Below are 17,700 nucleotides of genomic sequence, written 5' to 3' on the forward strand. Positions count from 1 at the left end.
CCGCGTTTTCGCCACTGGTTTCCGACATCCAGATGAATCCCTGGAAACAGGAAGGCGAAGCCTGTTTCCGTCGAACGTTTAAGCGTCAATTCCCGCCCTAGGGTGACAGGCGGCGCCCTGCCCGCCCACAGGCGGCTCAGGTGAAGGACATACGAGCTACAGAGGTTCCAGCGTGACCGATACGGTCGTCAGCACCCACAAGCCCCGGCCCGAAGTCAGCGTGCTGGTCGAACCACCGGGAGCCACGACCGCCCCGCGGCGCAAGAAGGGCCCCGGCGGCCGGCTGCGCGCCCTGGACGGCCTGCGACTGGTGGCCGCGCTGATGGTGGCGGCGTACCACTACGGCGGCCGCGACGGTGAGGTCGGCGAGGCCTGGGGCAGCTCGCCCAAGGTCCAGTTCCCCACGCTGCACGAGTTCTTCGCCTACGGCTGCCTCGGCGTCCAGGTGTTCTTCGTGATCAGCGGGTTCGTGATCTGCATGAGCGGCTGGGGCCGTCCCCTGAAGTCGTTCTTCGCCTCCCGCGCTTCCCGGTTGCTGCCCGCCTACTGGGTGGCGGTCGCGATAGTGACCCTGGTCTTCGCCCTGCCGGTGGTGGCCTACAAGGCGGTGTCGCCGAGTGACGCGCTGGTCAATATGACCATGCTGCAGATGCCGCTGGGCGTGGACCGGGTGCTCGGGGTGTGCTGGACGCTGTGGGCGGAGGTCCGCTTCTACGCCCTGTTCGCGCTGTGCGTGGTGCTCCCGGGGGCGAGCCGCCGCCGGGTGATCATGTTCTGCGCGGGCTGGATGCTGGCGGCGGTGATCGCGGACAACGCGAACATGCCGCTGCTCGACATCGTCCTGATGCCGGAGTACGCCCCGTACTTCATCGGCGGTGTCGGCCTCTACCTCGTCCACCTCGACCGGCGGGACGCCTACGCGTGGGGCATCGTCGCCGTCAGCTGGCTGATCGGGCAGCACTACGCGGTGCAGAGCCTGTGGCACGCGGCCGGTGAGGACGGTTTCTCCTACCGCTCCTCGACCGGCATCGTCCTCGTCGTGACCTTCGGCTTCCTGGCGGTCGCCGCGATCGCCCTGGGCTGGCTGCGCTGGGCCAACTGGGGCTGGCTGACGGTGGCGGGGGCGCTGACGTATCCGTTCTACCTCGTCCACGAACACCTCGGCTGGGTGGTGATCCACGCGCTGCACAGCGGCCTGGGCCTGCCATCCGGGGCGACATTCGCGCTGACCGCGGCCTCAATGCTGCTGCTGGCGTGGCTGCTGAACCAGTATGTGGAGAAGCCCCTGACGCCACGGTTGCGGGCAGTACTGGCGAAGGATCGCTGAGCTGTTCACGGGACGTTCAACCGACCGTCGGTTCGGGCAACGCTCAGAGAGAAGGCTCGTCTCATGACCAACGCACAAGCGACCGACAAGCACCCCGGCGAACTCACGGATGTTCCGGGCTGGTTCCCCCCGCTGGACCAGATGCTGTTCACCTGGTTCCTGGAGGGGCAGCAGAAGCAGGGCATAAAGGGTGACCTGCTGGAACTCGGCGTCTACATGGGCAAGAGCGCGATCCTGCTCGGCCAACACCTCCAGAACGGCGAGAAGTTCACGGTCTGCGACCTGTTCGAGGGCGACGCCCCCGACGGGGCCAACCAGGCGGAGTCGGCGAAGTCCTACGCCTCGCTGACCCGGCAGACCTTCGAGCGGAACTATCTCTCCTTCCACGACGAGCTGCCCACGGTGATCGCCGCCCCCAGCTCCGTGGTGCCCGAGAAGGTGTCCCCTGCGAGCTGCCGCTTCATCCACGTCGACGCCTCGCACCTGTACGAGCATGTGCACGGCGACATCGGCGCGGCCCACGACATCCTGGTGCCCGAGGGCATCGTCGTCCTGGACGACTTCCGCTCCGAGCACACCCCCGGAGTCTCGGTCGCCGCCTGGGAGGCCGTCCTCAACCGGGGCCTGCGCCCGATCTGCCTCAGCACACAGAAGCTGTACGGCACCTGGGGCGACCCCGAGCCGCTCCAGGAGGAGCTGCTCGAGATGCTGCGGCTGCGCTCCGACGTCGGGCTGAGCGTGCAGTCGGCGGCCGGGCACCGGCTGGTCCGGGCCCGGTCCCGGGGCATGAAGCCGCCGCCGTTCCCGGTCTCCCGGCACTATGTGGCGCCTCCGGCCGCGGCCAAGGCCCCCGCCGCCGAGGTGACCGAGTCCCGCGCGGCGCGACCGGCCCGGCCGGCCCCGTCCCGGGCGCGCCGGCTCGCCAAGGACCTGCTGCCGCCCCTGGTCACCCGGGCCGTACGGCGGGCACGCGCGAAGCGTGCCTGACGCGGGGTGTCATGAGACCCCGTAGCGCGCCCCGATCCCGTCGATCACGAGGGCGAGTCCCTCCTCGAAGTGCTGTTCGTAGTCCTCGAAGATCTCCGCGCCCGCCTGGGCCGACAAGGGAAAGTCGGCCATCAGGCGGGCGCGTTCGTCGACGTCGTAGCCCTCGCGGCGTTCGTCCGGCAGGGGCTGCACGCCCTGCTCCTCGGTGACGAAGCCGAGCGTGTACATATAGCCCGTGGTGAGGGCGCGGACCGCCTGGGCGAGGGTGAAACCGGCGGCCGTGAACAGGCGCAGGTTCTCCTCCATCTGCCCGGCGTGCTCGATGCCGGTGAAGCGTGAGCCGCTGAACACCTTCGCGCCGTCCCGGTAGCCGAGCAGGGCCGTACGCAGTCCCCGGTTGGCCTTCAGCAGCCGTTCCCGCCAGGTGTCGGCGGGGTCGAGCGAGACGTCGGCGACCATCCGGCGGTACATCTCCGTCGCCATCTCGTCGAGCAGCGCCTGCTTGTCCTTGAAGTGCCAGTAGAGGGCGGGTGCCTTCACGTCCAGCTCCCGGGCGATGGCCCGCAGGGTCAGGCCGTCCAGTCCCACCTCGTTCAGCAGCCGCAGGGCGGTGTCCGCGACCCGCCGCCGGTCCAGGGGCTCACGTCGTTCCGTACTCACGCTTGACAACTTAACACCGTTAAGGCCACCCTCGGAAGCGAGGGAACTTAACAACGTTAAGGAGAGGGTGGATCATGGACACTGACGTACTGGTGGTGGGCGCGGGCCCGACCGGCCTGGCGCTCGGCATCGATCTCGCGCGGCGCGGTGTGAACGCGCTGGTCGTCGAGCGGGCGGACGCGCTGTTCCCCGGCTCGCGGGGCAAGGGCATCCAGCCGCGCACGATGGAGGTCTTCGACGATCTGGGTGTGCTGGACGCCATCCGCGCGGCGGGCGGTCGCTACCCGGTGGGGATGATCTGGCAGGACGGCAGGCGGGCGGGCGAGCACCGGATGTTCGACCCGGCCGAGGCGAGCGAGGACGCGCCGTACACGGAGCCGTGGATGGTGCCGCAGTGGCGCACGCAGGAGATCCTGTACGCGCGGCTGACCGGGCTCGGGGGTGAGGTGGCCTTCGGCCGGGAGTTCGTGGGCCTGACGCAGGACGCCGACGGGGTGCGCGCGGAATTCGCCTCGGGCGAGCCCGTCACCGCCCGGTACGCGGTCGCGGCGGACGGCGGCCGCTCGACGGTGCGCAGACTGCTCGGCATCGGCATGGCGGGCGAGACCCTCGACCCCAACCCGACGCTGGTGGCCGACGTCCGGATCAGCGGCCTGGACCGGGACAACTGGCACATCTTCCCGCCGGGCGGCGACAGCGACGGCTACCTCGCGCTCTGCCCGCTGGCCGGTACGGAGGACTTCCAGCTGGTGGCGCAGTTCCCGGACGGGACGGCACCGGACCTCTCCCTGGAGGGCATACGGAAGGTCGTCGCCGCCCGCACGCACCTCGCCCCCGAGAGCGTGACCGAGCTGCGCTGGGCCTCGGACTTCCGCCCCCGGGCGGCCCTCGCGGACCGCTTCCGCTCCGGGCGGGTCTTCCTCGCCGGCGACGCGGCCCATGTGCACTCCCCCGCCGGTGGCCAGGGCCTCAACACCAGCGTCCAGGACGCCTACAACCTGGGCTGGAAGCTGGGCGCGGTGCTGCGCGACGGCACGGACGCGGCCCTGCTCGACTCCTACGAGGAGGAGCGGCGTCCCATCGCCGCCGACATGCTCGGGCTGTCCACGAGCGTGCACCGCGGCGAGACCCGGAGGGGCGAGGCGACTCAGCAGCTCGGCCTCGGCTACCGGACGTCGTCGCTCACGCGGGAGACGCGCACCGACCCCGGTCCGGTGCGGGCCGGGGACCGGGCACCCGACGGGACCGTGGACGGGACCCGCCTTTTCGACGCGTTCCGAGGACCGCACTGGACGCTGCTGGCCCTGGGCGGGGCGGTGCCGCCTCTCGCCCTCGGCGAGGGGGTGGGGGTGCGGACCGTCCAGGGCCCGGCGCACGGGGCGTACGGGGCCGGGCTGTTCCTCGTACGGCCCGACGGATACGTCGGCTGGGCGGGAGACGCGCCGACCGGGGTCGCGGAGTATCTCGGCCAGTTCGGCCGGCGCGGCTGAGGCCTGGAAGGGTGCGGCCAGTGAGGGTGACGCGCTACGCGCTCGACGCCAGGGACAGCTTCACCGCGAAGCCCAGGAACAGGGCTCCCGCCGCCGAGGTGGCGCCCGCGGCGAGCCGCTTGCGGCTGCGGAACGCGGCGGCCAGCCGGGTGCCGCCGAATATCAGCGCGCTGAGGTAGAGGACGCTGGCCAGCGTGGCGAAGGTGCCGAGGACGACGAAGGAGACGGCCGGGTAGGCGTAGCCCGGGTCGACGAACTGCACGAAGAAGGCGACGAAGAACAGGATCGCCTTGGGGTTGAGGAGGCTGATGACCAGCGCCCTGCGGAAGGGCCGCTCATCGGCGGCGGCCCCGGGCGCGCCCGCGTCCACGGCCCGCTCGCGGCGGGTCCGCCACAGCCCCCAGGCGGCGCGCAGCATCCCGACCGCCAGCCAGGCCAGATATCCGGCACCGGCGTACTTCACTATCCCGAACAGCACGGCGTTCGCCTGGAGCAGCGAGGCGACCCCGGCCGCCGACAGCGTCATCAGCACCGCGTCCCCGCACCACACGCCGGCCGCGGCCCGATACGCGGTGCGTGTACCGCGTCGCGCGGCGACGGAGATCACGTACAGCGAGTTGGGGCCGGGCAGCAGGACAATCAGGACGAGGCCCACGAGGTAGGTGGGCAGATCGATGACACCGAACATGCAAAGGAGTGTCGCACGGGGGTCTGACAACGCCCCTCCCCCGGTGCCGCCGCCATCGGCCATCGGCCGCCGTCAGACAGACAGCCGCCGTCAGACATACAGCCGCCGTCAGAAGACGTCCGAGGGGACGTACGCGCCCCACACCTCCCGCAGCGCGTCGCACACCTCGCCCACGGTCGCCCGCTCCCGCAGGGCCTCCCGCATCGGATACAGGACGTTGTCCGACCCCCGGGCGGCCTTCTGCAGGGCCGTCAGCGCGGTGTCCACCGCCCGCTGGTCGCGCTCCGCGCGGAGCGCGGCCAGGCGTTCGGCCTGCCGGGCCTCGATGGCGGGGTCGACGCGCAGCGGCTCGTAGGGCTCCTCCTCGTCGAGTCGGAAGCGGTTGACGCCGACCACGACCCGCTCGCCGGAGTCGGTCTCCCGGGCGATCCGGTAGGCGCTGCGCTCGATCTCGTTCTTCTGGAAGCCGCGCTCGATGGCGCCGACAGCGCCGCCGAGTTCCTCGACCCTGGCCATCAGCGCGACGGCCGCTTCCTCGACGTCGTCGGTCATCCTCTCGACGACATAGGAGCCCGCGAAGGGGTCGACGGTAGCCGTGACATCGGTCTCGTAGGCGAGGACCTGCTGGGTGCGCAGGGCCAGGCGGGAGCTCTTGTCGGTCGGGAGGGCGATCGCCTCGTCGAAGGAGTTGGTGTGCAGGGACTGGGTGCCGCCGAGGACCGCGCCCAGGCCCTGTACGGCGACCCGGACCAGGTTCACCTCGGGCTGCTGGGCCGTGAGCTGCACCCCGGCCGTCTGCGTGTGGAAGCGCAGCATCAGCGACTTGGGGTTCCTCGCGCCGAACTCCTCCCTCATCACCCGCGCCCAGATCCGGCGCGCGGCACGGAACTTGGCGACCTCCTCCAGGAACGTCGTACGGGCGACGAAGAAGAACGACAGGCGCGGTGCGAAGTCGTCGACGTCCATCCCTGCCGCGACGGCCGTCCGGACGTACTCCACGCCGTCCGCGAGGGTGAACGCGATCTCCTGCGCGGGCGAGGCGCCCGCCTCGGCCATGTGGTAGCCGGAGATGGAGATCGTGTTCCACCTCGGGATCTCGGCCTTGCAGTACTTGAAGATGTCGGCGGTCAGCCGCAGCGACGGCTTCGGCGGGAAGATGTAGGTGCCCCGGGCGATGTACTCCTTCAGCACATCGTTCTGGATCGTGCCGGTCAGCCGGTCCGCGCCGATTCCCTGCTCCTCGGCGACGAGCTGGTAGAGCAGGAGCAGCAGGGCCGCGGGGGCGTTGATCGTCATCGACGTCGAGACCTGGTCCAGCGGGATGCCGCCGAACAGCACCCGCATGTCGTCGAGGGAGTCGATGGCGACGCCGACCTTGCCGACCTCGCCGTGCGCGAGGGGGGCGTCGGAGTCGTGGCCCATCTGGGTGGGCAGGTCGAAGGCGACGGACAGGCCCGTCGTGCCGTGGGCGATGAGCTGCCGGTAGCGGGCGTTGGACTCCGTCGCCGTACCGAAGCCGGCGTACTGGCGCATCGTCCAGGGCCGGCCCGTGTACATCGACGGGTACACGCCCCGGGTGAAGGGATACGCCCCCGGCTCCCCCAGCTTCTCCGCCGGATCCCAGCCCGCGAGGGCCTCCGGTCCGTAGACCGGCTCGATGGGCAGCCCGGACTCCGACTCACGCGTCATGGTGCGATGCCTCCCGCCGAGCAGTGGGTGGTCGGGACCTCGCTCCCCACCATGCCCCCTGGTTCGCGACGGGGCCCGCCGGGGGAACACATCTGAGGTGACATCCGGGCAGACCGGTGAGACGACAGGGGGCCGCGTGCGTACTACGGGCATGGGGAGAGCGATCACAGCGGCACTCGCCGCGCTGGCCGCACTGGCCGCGCTGCCCGGCTGCACGGTGCAGCCGCCCGACGGCGACGGAAAGCGCCGCTCACCGGTGCACATCGAGTTACCGAGCGGCACCCCGTCCCCGGCGCGCACCCCGACAGACGGCGGCGCTCCGAACGGCGGCGGCAGCAGCCCGAGTACCGCCCCCGCCCCGCCCGACGACGACAAGCCCAGTGCGGCGCCCGCCCCGCCCCGCGTGCTGTGGTCGCGCGGTGCGACCGGCCGCGACGTCCGTGAGCTCCAGGCCCGGCTGCGGCAGGTCGCCTGGCTCTTCGAGGGGCCGACCGGGACGTACGGCGAGCAGACGGAGCGGGCGGTCAGCGGCTTCCAGGGCAAGCGCGGGCTGCCGCGCACCGGGCGGACCGACACCGTCACCTGGCAGCGGCTGCTGGGGATGACCCGCGAGCCGGGCCGCTGGGATCTGTATCTGATGGGCGGCCAGCCGGCCGACCCGCCGGACCCGCGCTGCGCCAGGGGCCGGGTGCTGTGCATCGACAAGACCAGCAGGACACTGCGCTGGATGATCGACGGCCGGACCGTGTCGACGGTGGCGGTCCGCTTCGGTTCGAGCGGCACGCCGACGCGGGAGGGTGTGTTCTCGGTCTACTGGAAGTCCCGCGACCATGTGTCGACGCTCTACGACTCACCCATGCCGTACGCGATGTTCTTCAGCGGCGGCCAGGCCGTGCACTACTCGGCGGACTTCGCCGCCCGGGGCTACGCGGGGGCCTCGCACGGCTGCGTCAACGTACGGGACGAGGCGGCGATCGCGGAGCTGTACGGGCAGGTCCGCAACGGCGACAAGGTCGTCGTGTCCTGGTGAGGACGCGGGACGGAAGTGCGGGAAGTTGGGGCGCGGGCGGGACCGGGGGAACGTGTCCCGCCCGCGCTCAGGTGCACGAGCCGTAGGTACGGGGGGAACCCCGGCTCTGTGCGACGGCCGATGACCAGTCGGCTCACTCATTACTGCGCCGGGGCGGCCGAAAACGTCACACCCTCGGCCAGGAGATTTTCACGGAGTACGAAACCGCAGGTCGGAGGGGTGCGAGGGACTGCCGGGTGTGGCTGCGGCGCGCGTCGTCATCGTCGTCGTTCCGGTTGTAACGGTCGCGGTCCTGCTTGCGATCCCCGTATCGGTCCCGGTCCTTTTTCTCGTCCTTGTTGTTCTCGTCCTGGTCGTTCTTGTCCTTGTTGCTCTGGTGCCTGCCCGTGCCGCTGTCCCCGTCGTAGCGGTCCGTGGAGCGGGTTCCGGTCGTGGACAGGAGGCCCTTGCAGTACTTCCACACCCGGGTGCCGCCCGCCGCGTCGCGCAGGGCGCGTCTGCGGTCGGCGTTCAGCCGCTTGCCGTCGCGGAGGTCGCGGCAGGCGGAGGCGATGTTCCCGCGGCTGTCGCCCGGGCGGTCCGACTGCTTGCCGGGGCCGGGCTTCGGGGCGGTGTCGTCGCGTGCGTCGTCCCGTCCGGAGGCACCGGCGCCGCCCGCGGCGGGGCCGCTGGAGGCGTCGTCCGGGGTGATGTCGGGGGTGGAGCCGCCCTGTACGGCGTCGCTCGGCGAGGGCGAGGCCAGCGGATGCCCGGGAGGCGAGACGGCGGCGGAGACCGAGGCACCGGGGTCGGGCTCGTCGCCGCCGAACGGCGTCAGGACTCCGGTTCCGGCCGCGACGGCGACCCCGCCGACCATGCCGACGGCCAGTACGGCGGCCAGGGCGAGGCGTGCGGGACGGGTCCAGCGGGGCCGCGGGGCGGGGGCGGAACCGCTCCCGCCGTCACTGCCGCGCGAGGTTCCGATCCGGACGAGTCCGGCGTCCACGACCTCGGCGGCGGCCTGTCCGCCCGTGGCCCCTGGGGCACCTGTGGCCGCGAGGGCCGCGGCGGCGTCGGCACGTTCCGCGCGCACCTTGCGGAAAGCGGCCATCGCCGCGGCCTCACCGGGGAGTTCCTCGCTGGTCAGCGGGGGTGACGCGGACAGCGCACCGAGCGTCCTGGCGAGTCGTTCGGCCTCGCCCCGGTCGGCGCCGTCGACAGCTTCGAGTGGCTCTCCGCTCAGCAAACGCTCCGCCGTTTCGCGGTCCAGCCACCTGTACTGCTCGTCGGCCATCACACATCCTTCTGCGTCCGCGGGACGCTATGCGTCACACCTGCGGACGTCACCGCGCCACCGCGCGGTTCTCTCTGGGGCGGCAGGGCGTCGAGCACCCCGGCTGATTCCGGATCGGCCTCCGGGTCGTCGCCGAGCAGCTCGGCGAGCCGCCGCAGACCCCGGTGTGCCGCCGTCCGGACAGCGCCCGGGCGCTTGCCGAGCGTCTCAGCGGCGGACTTCGCGTCGAGCCCCACGACCACCCGCAGCACGACCGCCTCGGCCTGGTCCTGCGGCAGCCGGGAGATCAGGGAGAAGGTGCCGTTCGTGGCGAGCGCCTCCATGGCCTCACCGGCGGTGTCGGACTCCGCGGCCCGGCCGGTCAGCTCGGTCTCGTCACCGCCGATCGCGGGCCGGCGCCCACGCATACGTATATGGTCCAGCGCACGATTTCGGGCGATACGGGCGGCCCAGCCGCGGAACCGGTCCGCGTCGCCGGTGAACCGCTCCAGGTCACGGGCTATCTGCAGCCACGCCTCGGACGTCACATCCTCGGCGTCGGGGTCGCCGACCAGCGTCCTCACATACCCGAGCAGCCGCGGGTGCACGGCTCGGTACACAGTCCGGAACGCGGTTTCATCTCCGTCCTGTGCCGCACGCACCGCGGCGGTCAGCTCCGCGTCGTCCCCCAGCACCGCACCCCTTATGCGCCTAAACCGGCGCCGCTCTCGCGGACCGGGTTCTCGCCGTCGTGGTTCCTCAATTGATGGTTGCGGTGTCAAGACCGCAGGTGGTTGCGGTGGTCTGCCGCCTCCGCGTTGGCGCGAAAGGCACGTTACGTCCTGAAACCATTCCCCGTCCATGTCCGTCCAGGATGCAACTAAGCCGTGACCCGCCAGGGTGTGACAGAAAACGCAGACATGGCGCTGTAGGAAGTACGGGCCGCCGCGCGGTCCGTACCGCGCGACGGCCGGGGCCTCTCCTGTGGGGGGTGGCGGCCCCGGCCGTTGCCACGGTTTGCCGCCGACCTTGTCGCGAGCTCTTCGCGACGGGGCTCAGTGCTGGGGCCGGGGTTTGGCCTTGGTGGCGTGGCGGGCGGCCTTGTAGGGCTCGGGCAGGAAGCGGTGTTCGAGGGCGGTGCGCTTGGTGGCGGTGTCGCCGCCGACGATCTCGGGGCGGCCTTCCATCATGGCGATGAAGCCCTGGCGGGCGACTTCCTTGCGGCTGTTCTTCTTCGCTCCGACACCGAAGGCGGTGTCGTTCATACCGGCGCGGGCATGGAAGTCGCTGTCGGTGGCGCCGGGCATCAGCGTGGTGACGGTGACGCCGCGCTCCTTGAGTTCCTCGCGCAGGCCGAGGGCGAACATGCGGGTGAAGGCGCGGGACGGGCCGTACACGGTCTCGTAGGGGGTGGGCAGGGTCGCGGACAGCGACGAGGTGATGAGGATCCTGCCTGTGCCGTGGGCTGCCATGTGCCGGGCGACGTGCTTGGCGAGGTGGACGACCGAGGTCACGTTCAGGGCGATCAGGGAGAGTTCGTCGTCCAGGTCGGTGTCGATGAACGCTCCGCCGATGCTGCGCCCGGCGTTGAGCACCGCGGCGGCCAGGGGGCGGCCGGTTTCCTCCACGGCCTTCCACACCGCCTCGACTCCGTTCGCCTCGGCGAGGTCGGCGCGGACCGGGATGACGTGGGCGCCGTCGCGGGTGAACCGCTCGGCCGCCTCGTCGATCCTCTCGCTGCGGCCGGTGGCGACCAGGTCGAAGCCGTTGGCCGCGCACAGGCGGGCGAGCTCGTAGCCGATGCCGTTGGAGGCGCCGGTGACCAGGGCCAACGGGCGGGTGGAGGGGGTGTTCACGGGCTGCTCCTGTCTTCGGAGGGGGAGGGGGAGGGAGTGGTGGCGGTGTCGTCCGGCTGGGGACGGTCGGGGCCGGGGGTGTTCCAGTCGGCGAGCAGGCGCCAGGCCTCCTCGGACGTCCGGTCCTGGGCCGGCATGTAGAGGAAGAGGGTCTGGTCGTCCTCACCGGGCGGGGTGAGCGCCTGGTAGTCGATGGTCAGCCCGCCGACCAGCGGGTGGTTGAAGCGTTTCTGGCCGTGGGTGCGGGTGAGCACCTTGTGGTCGTCCCACCAGCGAGGGAAGTGCTCGCTCTTCATCGTCAGCTCGCCGATCAGTTCGGCGGTGCGGGCGTCGTCCGGGTGGCGGCCGGCGTCCAGGCGCAGGATCGCCGTCATCTCCGCGGCCAGCCGCTCCCAGTCCACGTACAGGTCGCGGGCCTCGGGGGACAGGACGATCCAGCGGGTGAGGTTGCGCTCCCGGTAGGGCATGGCGTCGAAGTCGGCGATCAGGACCCGGCACAGGTGGTTGGTGGCCAGGACGTCGCCGCGTCTGCCGAGGATGAAGGCGGCGTGGTCGTGAAAGGAGTCCAGGAACCGCAGCAGTCCCGGGCGGGCACGCTGCACGCCGGGGGCGGTGCGCCGCGTACGGCGGCCGGGGCGGGTCTTGATCAGGTCGTGCAGGTGCGCCCGTTCCGCGTCGTCCAGCCGCAGCGCGTCGGCGACGGCGTCCAGGACGCTGTCGGAGGGGGTGATGTTCCGGCCCTGTTCCAGGCGGGTGTAGTAGTCGGTGCTCACCCCGGCGAGTTGGGCGACTTCCTCGCGGCGAAGCCCCGGTACGCGACGGTAGGCGCCGCGCTCGGGGAGGCCGACCGATGCGGGGTCGATGCGGTCCCGGCAGCGGCGCAGGAACTGGGAGAGGTCCACATTGCCGGCCATGGCTCCATCGTCCCGCCCCGGTGGGGGCGTCGCGATGGCGATGGGTGGGTCGCCGCGTCCCAGGAAGTCGCGTCCCTGAGTTACGGAGTCCGCCGCGGGCTCACTCCGAGGGATGCACGGCGAAGACCCGTGCCGGGAAGCCCGAACCTCCCTGGGGCTTGGGCCAGGTGGCGATGATCAGGGCGCCTGCCTCGGGGAGCCGGTCGAGGTTGGCCAGGAGTTCGATCTGCCAGCGGTCGCGTCCCAGGACGTAGCCCTCCAGGCTGTAGTCGCCCGAGGAGGCGGCGAGGCCCGGGTCGGTGTCGGACTGTTCGTGGCCGATGGCGGTGACGCCCGCGTCCTCGAACAGATACCGCAGCACCTCGGCCGACCAGCCCGGCGTGTGGCTGACGCCCGCCTCGTCCCGGTTGACCAGCGCCACCGGGTCCGGCCAGCGCCGGCTCCATCCGGTGCGCAGGGCGACGAACGAGCCGGACGGGATACGGCCGTTGCGCTCCTCCCATGACCGCACGTCGTCCAGGGTGGGCGTGGCATCGGGGTCGGTCTCCACCCGGGCGGTGATGTCGAGCACCACCAGCGGCAGGATCATCTCCTCGACCGGGATACGGTCCAGCGCGCGGGCCCCGGCCACGAAGTGGGAGGGCGGGTCGACGTGCGTGCCCCACTGGCCGACCAGTGTGTAGCGATGGACGGTGAAACCGTCGCCGCGCTCCAGGTCGAAGAGCGTCTCGCGCCGCTCGTCCCCGAAGCCGGGGAAGTGCGGCTGGCCCGGCCGGAAGGCATGGGTGAGGTCCGTGAACACCGCCCCCTCGGTCAGCGCGCGATACGCCGACCACAGCCGGGGCTCTGATACGCCGAAGCTCATCGTGCGTTCTCCAGGAGGGTGCGGCGAGAACCACCTGACGTGCCGCCACCGTGGGTCGGCTCCACAGCAGCCGGCTGCTCGGAGGCCAACTCCCCAGAAGCCCGCCCCTCAGCGACCAGCCCCTCGGAGCCCAGCCCACCATCCCGCGAACCCGAACCCGAACCCGAACCCGAACCCGACCCAGAACCCGACCCAGAACCCGAACCCGCCGCCCCCTTCCGCCGAGTCAGCCCCACCCCCACCAGCACCACAACCATGCCCAGCACCACCCGCACACTCAGGCTCTCGCCCAGGACCACCGCCCCCAGCAGTACGGACACGACCGGCAGCAGATACCCCACCACCGCCGCGTTCGTCGCACCCTCGTCGTTGATGATCCGGTACGTGAGATGGAAGGTGATCGCCGTGCAGAAGACGCTCAGGACGACCGCCGCGGTCACCACGGCAGGACCGACGTCGATCGACTCCAGGCCGCCCACCGGCACCACAAGGCCCGTCAGCCCGCTCGCCGCCACGAGTTGGGCGGCGGAGAGCGAGATCGTGGGGGTGCCCTTGCGGACCAGCGTGCGGCCCATGTACGTGAACGCGACGGCGTAACTGGCCGCCGCGCCGAGGATCGCGAGGGCGCCCCAGCCGGTCGCGCCGGTCGTCTGCCAGGGGGCGAAGATCACGATCGTCCCGGTGAAGCCCAGCAGCAGGCCCGCCAGCCGTACGGGACGCAGTCCGCGCTCCGAGCCGAGGGCCAGGCCGAGGGCGATCGACCAGAGCGGGGTCGTGGCGTTCAGGACACCGGCGAGACCCGAGTCGACCGTCTGCTGGCCCAGGCTGAACAGCGCGAACGGCAGCGCGTTGCAGAAGAAGGCCGCGACGGCGATGTGCCGCCAGACGGTCACGCCCCGGGGCATCCGATGGCCCGTCGCGTAACAGGCGACGACGAGGACCAGCGCGCCGAGGGCACAGCGGACGAACGTGACCTGGAGCGGGGAGAGCCCGCGCAGCGCCAACTCGATCCAGAGGAACGTCGATCCCCACAGCAGGGCGAGCACGGCCACTCGCAATCCGCCCCACAGACTCCGCGTACCGCTGTTCACGATGTTCCTCCGTCCCATGAAGCCCGCCCGGTGCGTTCTCGTCCCGGTCCTACGAAGGTGCCTCAGTCAAGCTTTGAGGACAAGCAAATGGTTCTACCTATTCTGTTAAGCTCAGCTACATGCTTGATGTAAGGCGGCTCCAGGTCCTGCGCGCGGTGGTCACCAGCGGCACGGTCACCGCCGCCGCGGCCCACCTCGGCTACACACCGTCCGCCGTCAGCCAGCAGGTGGCGGCACTGGAGAAGCAGGCCGGTACGGCACTGCTGGAGCGGATCGGCCGAGGGGTCCGCCCCACGGCCGCGGGTCTGCTGCTCACCGAGCACGCGGCCCTGATCAGCTCGGCGGTCGCGCAGGCGGAGTCCGCCCTCGCGGACCTCCGCGCCGGACGCACCGGCCTGCTGTCGGTCCGTTACTTCGCCACGGCCGGCTCCACTCTGGTGGCGCCCGCCCTGGCCCGGCTGCGCGCCGAGCACCCCGGCGTCCGCGTCGACCTCGAACTCACCGACCCGGAGGACCCGTTCCAGGAGGTGGCGCGGGGCCGGGCCGACCTGGCCGTGGTCGTCCAGGCCCGGGACCGCGCGGGCGACGGCTTCCGGCTCGTCCACCTCCTCGACGACCCGTACGCCGCCGTACTGCCGCTCGGTCACCCGCTCGCCGGCAAGGAGGTGGTCGACCTCCATGAGCTGGCCGGTGAGCAGTGGGTCGGCAGCGAGCCCCCCGGCCCCTGCCTCGAACCCGTCATCGACTCCTGCGCGGCGGCCGGCTTCAGCCCGGACTTCGTCATCCAGAGCGAGGACTACGCCACCGCGCAGGGCTTCGTCGCGGCCGGTCTCGGCGTCGGTCTGATGCCGGGGCTGGGGCTGCGCAACCAGCACCCCGGCGTCGTCGTACGCCCGGTCCGCAACCCCGAACCGGTCCGGGTGATCTCGGCGGCCGTCCGGGAGACCGCCCTCGAACAGCCCGCCCTGCGCGGCCTGCTGGACGCCCTGCGGGACGCGGCCGCCACCGCCGACCCGCCCGGCGGACCCGGGGCGGACTGACCGCCGCCCCGGGGGCGCGGATCGGCGGCGAGGACGGAAGAGGCACATGTCAGACGCGGTGGGCGGTGGAATCGGCGGGCGCGGCGGCCAGGGTCACCACGCTGGCGAAGATCTCCTTGCCGTGCTGCCGTGCGCTGATCCTGACCTGGTCCGGGTCCGCGAGCTGCTCCGCCTCCAGCCAGCAGGGGATGTCCATCTCGGCGTAGCGGACGAAGTCGTTGTCCATGCCGGTGATCGTCACCGTGTCGGGGTGGGCCGTGGCCAGCGCCGCCTGCCGGGCGGCCTCCAGCAGCAGCATGCCCGGGGCGTGGTCCACGAGGTGGTCGAAGAGGATGGGGTGGGTCGTGTCCACCCGGAGCTGCCAGCGGTCGGGCCGGTCGGTCGCGGCGAGCACCACGTCCTCGAAGCGGTCGCGGCCGAACGGGGTGAGGCCCGCCGGAGGCGGCAGCGGCACGGCGCGCGCGGTGGCCGCGGCCGCGTCGGCGTACGGGCCGCGCAGCCGGTTGTAGACGGTGCGGTCCTGGATGGTGAAGCGCGAGCGCACCGAGGCCAGCGGGCGGCCGGCGCGCTCGACGTCGACTCTCAGGGATATCGCGGACGCCCGCTCACGACGGTAGGTCACCTCGTCGCAGGTGATGTGCAGTTCCAGCTCGGCCGGCCCCCCGTCGGCATGAGCGACCGCAGGGTCGAGCGTCCAGCTGAAGTCCTTCCACAGCAGTTGGTGGCCGAACGGCACGTTGTAGGCACCGTGGGACAGCAGCGGCAGCGTCTGGCGTACGGTCTCGCTGAGCATCAGCGGGTCGTGCAGACCCAGCCGGTTGACGTAGAACGGGTGGGTGGCGGGCCAGGCGGCCGTGACCGTGAAGGCGTCGGGCGCGGTCCGCCGCCAGTTGCGCAGCAGTACTTCGTCCTGGTTCGTCTTGTGCGTAAGGACGGGCGAAACCGTCTCAAAACGGTCTTCGACACTGTGCTGGGCAAGGCTGATGGACATGGTGTTCCCCCCTGTTGCGGTGACTCTCGAAATGGGCACGCGCAGGTGAAGCGAAGGCGCTCCCGGTGACAGGACCGCGCCGACGTGAATAAAATAGAGGTCGTTCTTTTTGTTTGTCTACGGGTTGAGGGAGTCTGCCGATGGCACGACAACGGCAGGAACGCGCGGAACGTACTCGTGCCGCGCTCATCCACGCGGCCGCGGAGGTGTTCGACCAGGCCGGGTACCACGGCGCGGGTCTGAACGCGATCCTGCAGAGAGCCGGCATCACGACCGGAGCCATGTACTTCCACTTCAAGTCCAAGGAGGAACTGGCCCGCGCGGTCATCGTCGACCAGGCCGCCGAGCTGCAATGGCCCCAGGGCAAGAAGGGGTTGCAGCAGCTCGTCGACGTGTGCCAGTACCTGGCCGTGGAGATGCGCTCCAACGTGCTGTTCCGGGCGGGCGTCCGGCTCGCCGTCGAGCAGAGCGAGGTGAATCTGCTCGACTACTCGATCTACGACTGGTGGTCCGATCAGTTCCGCACCCATCTGACCGAGGCGCGTGAACTCGGCCAGCTCAACCCGGAGGTGGACGAGGCCGCGTTCGCCCAGGTGATCGTCGCCTCGTACACCGGTACGCAGATCATGTCCCGGCTCTCCACCAACCGGTCCGACCTGCCCGCACGCATAGAGAACATGCTGCGATGTCTGTTGCCGGCCATCGCGCCGGCGGAGATCGTCGCCTCGCTGGAGTTCCCGGGGAACGGGGAGCCGGCGGGGGAATCGGTGGGGGCGGCCGAGCCCGAGGAGGGTGCGGCCTCATGACACCTGTCCGGGTGTTGCTGACCGGCTCGACCGGGTTCGTCGGGCGGGCGGTCCTGAATCGGCTGCCGCGCGCCCGCGGGGCCGACGGGCAAGGGGTCGAGGTGCGGGCCGTCGCCCGCACGGTTCCAGCCCGCACGGTTCCCGCCGGCGCGGGTGAGCGGGCGGGCGTGGAGTGGGTGCGCGCGGACCTGTCGGACCCCGCCTCCCTCCACGGTGCGGCGAGCGGCACGGATGTCCTCGTCCACCTCGCCTGCCGGGTCTCCGGCGGGGCGGACGAGTGCGAGCGGACGAACGTCGGCGGCACCCGGGCGATCGTCGACGAGGCGCGGCGTGCGGGGGTGAGGCGGATCGTCCAGCTGTCCACGGCGGCGGTGTACGGGCCCGGTCCGCACCGGGGCATCCCCGTGGACGGGGTGGTGCCCGCACCCGTGTCGGCGGCCAGCCGTACGCGGCTGGCGGCCGAGCGGATCGCGCTCGACGCGGGGGCCGTCGTCCTGCGCCCCGGGCTGGTCCTCGGCCCCGGGGACCGCTGGGTGGTGCCCGCGCTCGGCGAACTGCTCCAGCGGGTACCGGCCCGCTGGGACGGCGGGCACAGCCGCGTCTCCGTCGTGGACGTCGACGACCTGGCCCGCCTCGTCACCGCCCTGGCCACGGCACCGGACGGCGGCGCCGTCGCCCCCGGTGTCCACCACGCCAGCCACCCGGTGCCGGTGCGGGGCGGCGACCTCATGGCGAGACTCGCCGAGCTGGACGTACTGCCGTCGGCCGGCGCCGAGGACTGGGACTGGGACACGTGCCTCGCGCGGCTGCGGGAGACGCCGGGGCGGATCAGCGAGCGGCAGTTCGCCCTGCTGGCGCGGGACCACTGGTACGAGAGCGAGGAGATCTGGCGGCTCACGGGCTGCGCCCCCGGGCCGGGACCGCTGGAGCGGCTGGCCGGGGCGGCGGCCTGGTACCGGGAGCATCTGCGCGCCGGGTGACGTCAAGGTGGCGCGCCCGACTTGGCCAAGTGGT

Annotated in this window: 17 protein-coding genes; 7 read left to right on the plus strand and 10 right to left on the minus strand. The window is 71.6% G+C overall.

The genetic code is table 11. The features are described 5' to 3' along the window. Positions 1 to 172: 172 nt before the first annotated feature. Together KJK29_RS12985 and KJK29_RS12990 are read left to right on the plus strand one after the other, a co-directional pair. A complete protein-coding gene (locus KJK29_RS12985) occupies positions 173 to 1,327 on the plus strand; it encodes an acyltransferase family protein (RefSeq protein WP_215119109.1) in 1,155 nt (384 codons plus the stop codon). Between the two features lie 63 nt (positions 1,328 to 1,390). Next, the gene (locus tag KJK29_RS12990; RefSeq protein ID WP_215119110.1) at positions 1,391 to 2,314 is read left to right on the plus strand and encodes a class I SAM-dependent methyltransferase; all 924 of its coding nucleotides are present in this window, start codon (positions 1,391 to 1,393) and stop codon (positions 2,312 to 2,314) included. Positions 2,315 to 2,323: 9 nt separating this feature from the next. Here the strand turns inward: KJK29_RS12990 and KJK29_RS12995 are convergent, their stop codons facing one another. Further along, on the minus strand, positions 2,324 to 2,974 hold the full coding sequence (locus KJK29_RS12995; protein ID WP_215119111.1) for a TetR/AcrR family transcriptional regulator C-terminal domain-containing protein: 651 nt from the start codon (positions 2,972 to 2,974) through the stop codon (positions 2,324 to 2,326). 74 nt (positions 2,975 to 3,048) lie between these two features. Here KJK29_RS12995 and KJK29_RS13000 point away from each other — a divergent pair, with 74 nt between their 5' ends. Beyond that, positions 3,049 to 4,464, plus strand: a complete 1,416-nt coding sequence (locus tag KJK29_RS13000; RefSeq protein ID WP_215119112.1) for an FAD-dependent oxidoreductase — start codon at positions 3,049 to 3,051, stop codon at positions 4,462 to 4,464. A 34-nt stretch (positions 4,465 to 4,498) separates the two neighbouring features. Here KJK29_RS13000 and leuE read toward each other — a convergent pair whose 3' ends face one another. After that, positions 4,499 to 5,152 (minus strand): leucine efflux protein LeuE, encoded by a 654-nt coding sequence (gene leuE, locus KJK29_RS13005; protein WP_215119114.1) that lies wholly within the window; start codon positions 5,150 to 5,152, stop codon positions 4,499 to 4,501. Positions 5,153 to 5,260: 108 nt separating this feature from the next. Then, on the minus strand, positions 5,261 to 6,841 hold the full coding sequence (locus tag KJK29_RS13010) for an acyl-CoA mutase large subunit family protein (protein ID WP_215119116.1): 1,581 nt from the start codon (positions 6,839 to 6,841) through the stop codon (positions 5,261 to 5,263). A gap of 151 nt (positions 6,842 to 6,992) precedes the next feature. Here KJK29_RS13010 and KJK29_RS13015 point away from each other — a divergent pair, with 151 nt between their 5' ends. After that, positions 6,993 to 7,871, plus strand: a complete 879-nt coding sequence (locus KJK29_RS13015) for a L,D-transpeptidase family protein (protein WP_215119117.1) — start codon at positions 6,993 to 6,995, stop codon at positions 7,869 to 7,871. Positions 7,872 to 8,037: 166 nt separating this feature from the next. On the opposite strand, the gene KJK29_RS13020 is transcribed toward KJK29_RS13015, so the two are convergent. From KJK29_RS13020 to KJK29_RS13045, 6 genes are all read right to left on the minus strand, one after another. After that, on the minus strand, positions 8,038 to 9,144 hold the full coding sequence (locus KJK29_RS13020; RefSeq protein ID WP_215119118.1) for a hypothetical protein: 1,107 nt from the start codon (positions 9,142 to 9,144) through the stop codon (positions 8,038 to 8,040). After that, positions 9,144 to 9,818, minus strand: coding sequence for an RNA polymerase sigma factor (locus KJK29_RS13025; RefSeq protein WP_215119119.1), 675 nt, complete (start codon positions 9,816 to 9,818; stop codon positions 9,144 to 9,146). The genes KJK29_RS13020 and KJK29_RS13025 overlap by 1 nt, the downstream gene beginning before the upstream one ends. 360 nt (positions 9,819 to 10,178) lie before the next feature. Next, complete coding sequence (locus KJK29_RS13030; protein ID WP_215119121.1) at positions 10,179 to 10,979, minus strand: SDR family NAD(P)-dependent oxidoreductase; 801 nt, start codon at positions 10,977 to 10,979, stop codon at positions 10,179 to 10,181. Next, positions 10,976 to 11,893: a helix-turn-helix transcriptional regulator gene (locus tag KJK29_RS13035; protein ID WP_215119122.1), complete on the minus strand. Its 918-nt coding sequence runs from the start codon at positions 11,891 to 11,893 to the stop codon at positions 10,976 to 10,978. The genes KJK29_RS13030 and KJK29_RS13035 overlap by 4 nt, the downstream gene beginning before the upstream one ends. 100 nt (positions 11,894 to 11,993) lie before the next feature. Further along, entirely contained in the window at positions 11,994 to 12,758 is a 765-nt protein-coding gene (locus KJK29_RS13040) for a cyclase family protein (protein ID WP_215119123.1), read from the minus strand. Further along, complete coding sequence (locus KJK29_RS13045; RefSeq protein ID WP_251057773.1) at positions 12,755 to 13,867, minus strand: DMT family transporter; 1,113 nt, start codon at positions 13,865 to 13,867, stop codon at positions 12,755 to 12,757. Before KJK29_RS13045 ends, KJK29_RS13040 begins: the two co-directional genes overlap by 4 nt. A 101-nt stretch (positions 13,868 to 13,968) precedes the next feature. Between KJK29_RS13045 and KJK29_RS13050 the strand changes: the two genes are divergently transcribed. Continuing rightward, entirely contained in the window at positions 13,969 to 14,889 is a 921-nt protein-coding gene (locus KJK29_RS13050; protein ID WP_215119127.1) for a LysR family transcriptional regulator, read from the plus strand. Between the two features lie 49 nt (positions 14,890 to 14,938). Here the strand turns inward: KJK29_RS13050 and KJK29_RS13055 are convergent, their stop codons facing one another. Then, entirely contained in the window at positions 14,939 to 15,880 is a 942-nt protein-coding gene (locus KJK29_RS13055; protein WP_215119128.1) for a ScbA/BarX family gamma-butyrolactone biosynthesis protein, read from the minus strand. A gap of 140 nt (positions 15,881 to 16,020) precedes the next feature. Here KJK29_RS13055 and KJK29_RS13060 point away from each other — a divergent pair, with 140 nt between their 5' ends. Beyond that, a complete protein-coding gene (locus KJK29_RS13060) occupies positions 16,021 to 16,686 on the plus strand; it encodes a ScbR family autoregulator-binding transcription factor (RefSeq protein WP_215119129.1) in 666 nt (221 codons plus the stop codon). Further along, positions 16,683 to 17,666, plus strand: coding sequence for an NAD-dependent epimerase/dehydratase family protein (locus tag KJK29_RS13065; RefSeq protein ID WP_215119131.1), 984 nt, complete (start codon positions 16,683 to 16,685; stop codon positions 17,664 to 17,666). Before KJK29_RS13060 ends, KJK29_RS13065 begins: the two co-directional genes overlap by 4 nt. The last annotated feature ends 34 nt before the right edge of the window (positions 17,667 to 17,700 follow it).

It is taken from the genome of Streptomyces koelreuteriae (assembly GCF_018604545.1).
GTDB lineage: Bacteria > Actinomycetota > Actinomycetes > Streptomycetales > Streptomycetaceae > Streptomyces > Streptomyces koelreuteriae.

Coding starts and splice junctions, on each gene's coding strand:
- KJK29_RS13065 (WP_215119131.1), top strand. CDS start 16,683: ATGACACCTGTCCGGGTGTTGCTGACCGGCTCGACCGGGTTCGTCGGG.
- KJK29_RS13010 (WP_215119116.1), bottom strand. CDS start 6,841: ATGACGCGTGAGTCGGAGTCCGGGCTGCCCATCGAGCCGGTCTACGGA.
- KJK29_RS13000 (WP_215119112.1), top strand. CDS start 3,049: ATGGACACTGACGTACTGGTGGTGGGCGCGGGCCCGACCGGCCTGGCG.
- KJK29_RS13015 (WP_215119117.1), top strand. CDS start 6,993: ATGGGGAGAGCGATCACAGCGGCACTCGCCGCGCTGGCCGCACTGGCC.
- KJK29_RS13055 (WP_215119128.1), bottom strand. CDS start 15,880: ATGTCCATCAGCCTTGCCCAGCACAGTGTCGAAGACCGTTTTGAGACG.
- KJK29_RS13060 (WP_215119129.1), top strand. CDS start 16,021: ATGGCACGACAACGGCAGGAACGCGCGGAACGTACTCGTGCCGCGCTC.
- KJK29_RS13040 (WP_215119123.1), bottom strand. CDS start 12,758: ATGAGCTTCGGCGTATCAGAGCCCCGGCTGTGGTCGGCGTATCGCGCG.
- KJK29_RS12990 (WP_215119110.1), top strand. CDS start 1,391: ATGACCAACGCACAAGCGACCGACAAGCACCCCGGCGAACTCACGGAT.
- KJK29_RS13035 (WP_215119122.1), bottom strand. CDS start 11,893: ATGGCCGGCAATGTGGACCTCTCCCAGTTCCTGCGCCGCTGCCGGGAC.
- leuE (WP_215119114.1), bottom strand. CDS start 5,152: ATGTTCGGTGTCATCGATCTGCCCACCTACCTCGTGGGCCTCGTCCTG.
- KJK29_RS13050 (WP_215119127.1), top strand. CDS start 13,969: ATGCTTGATGTAAGGCGGCTCCAGGTCCTGCGCGCGGTGGTCACCAGC.
- KJK29_RS13045 (WP_251057773.1), bottom strand. CDS start 13,867: ATGGGACGGAGGAACATCGTGAACAGCGGTACGCGGAGTCTGTGGGGC.
- KJK29_RS13020 (WP_215119118.1), bottom strand. CDS start 9,144: ATGGCCGACGAGCAGTACAGGTGGCTGGACCGCGAAACGGCGGAGCGT.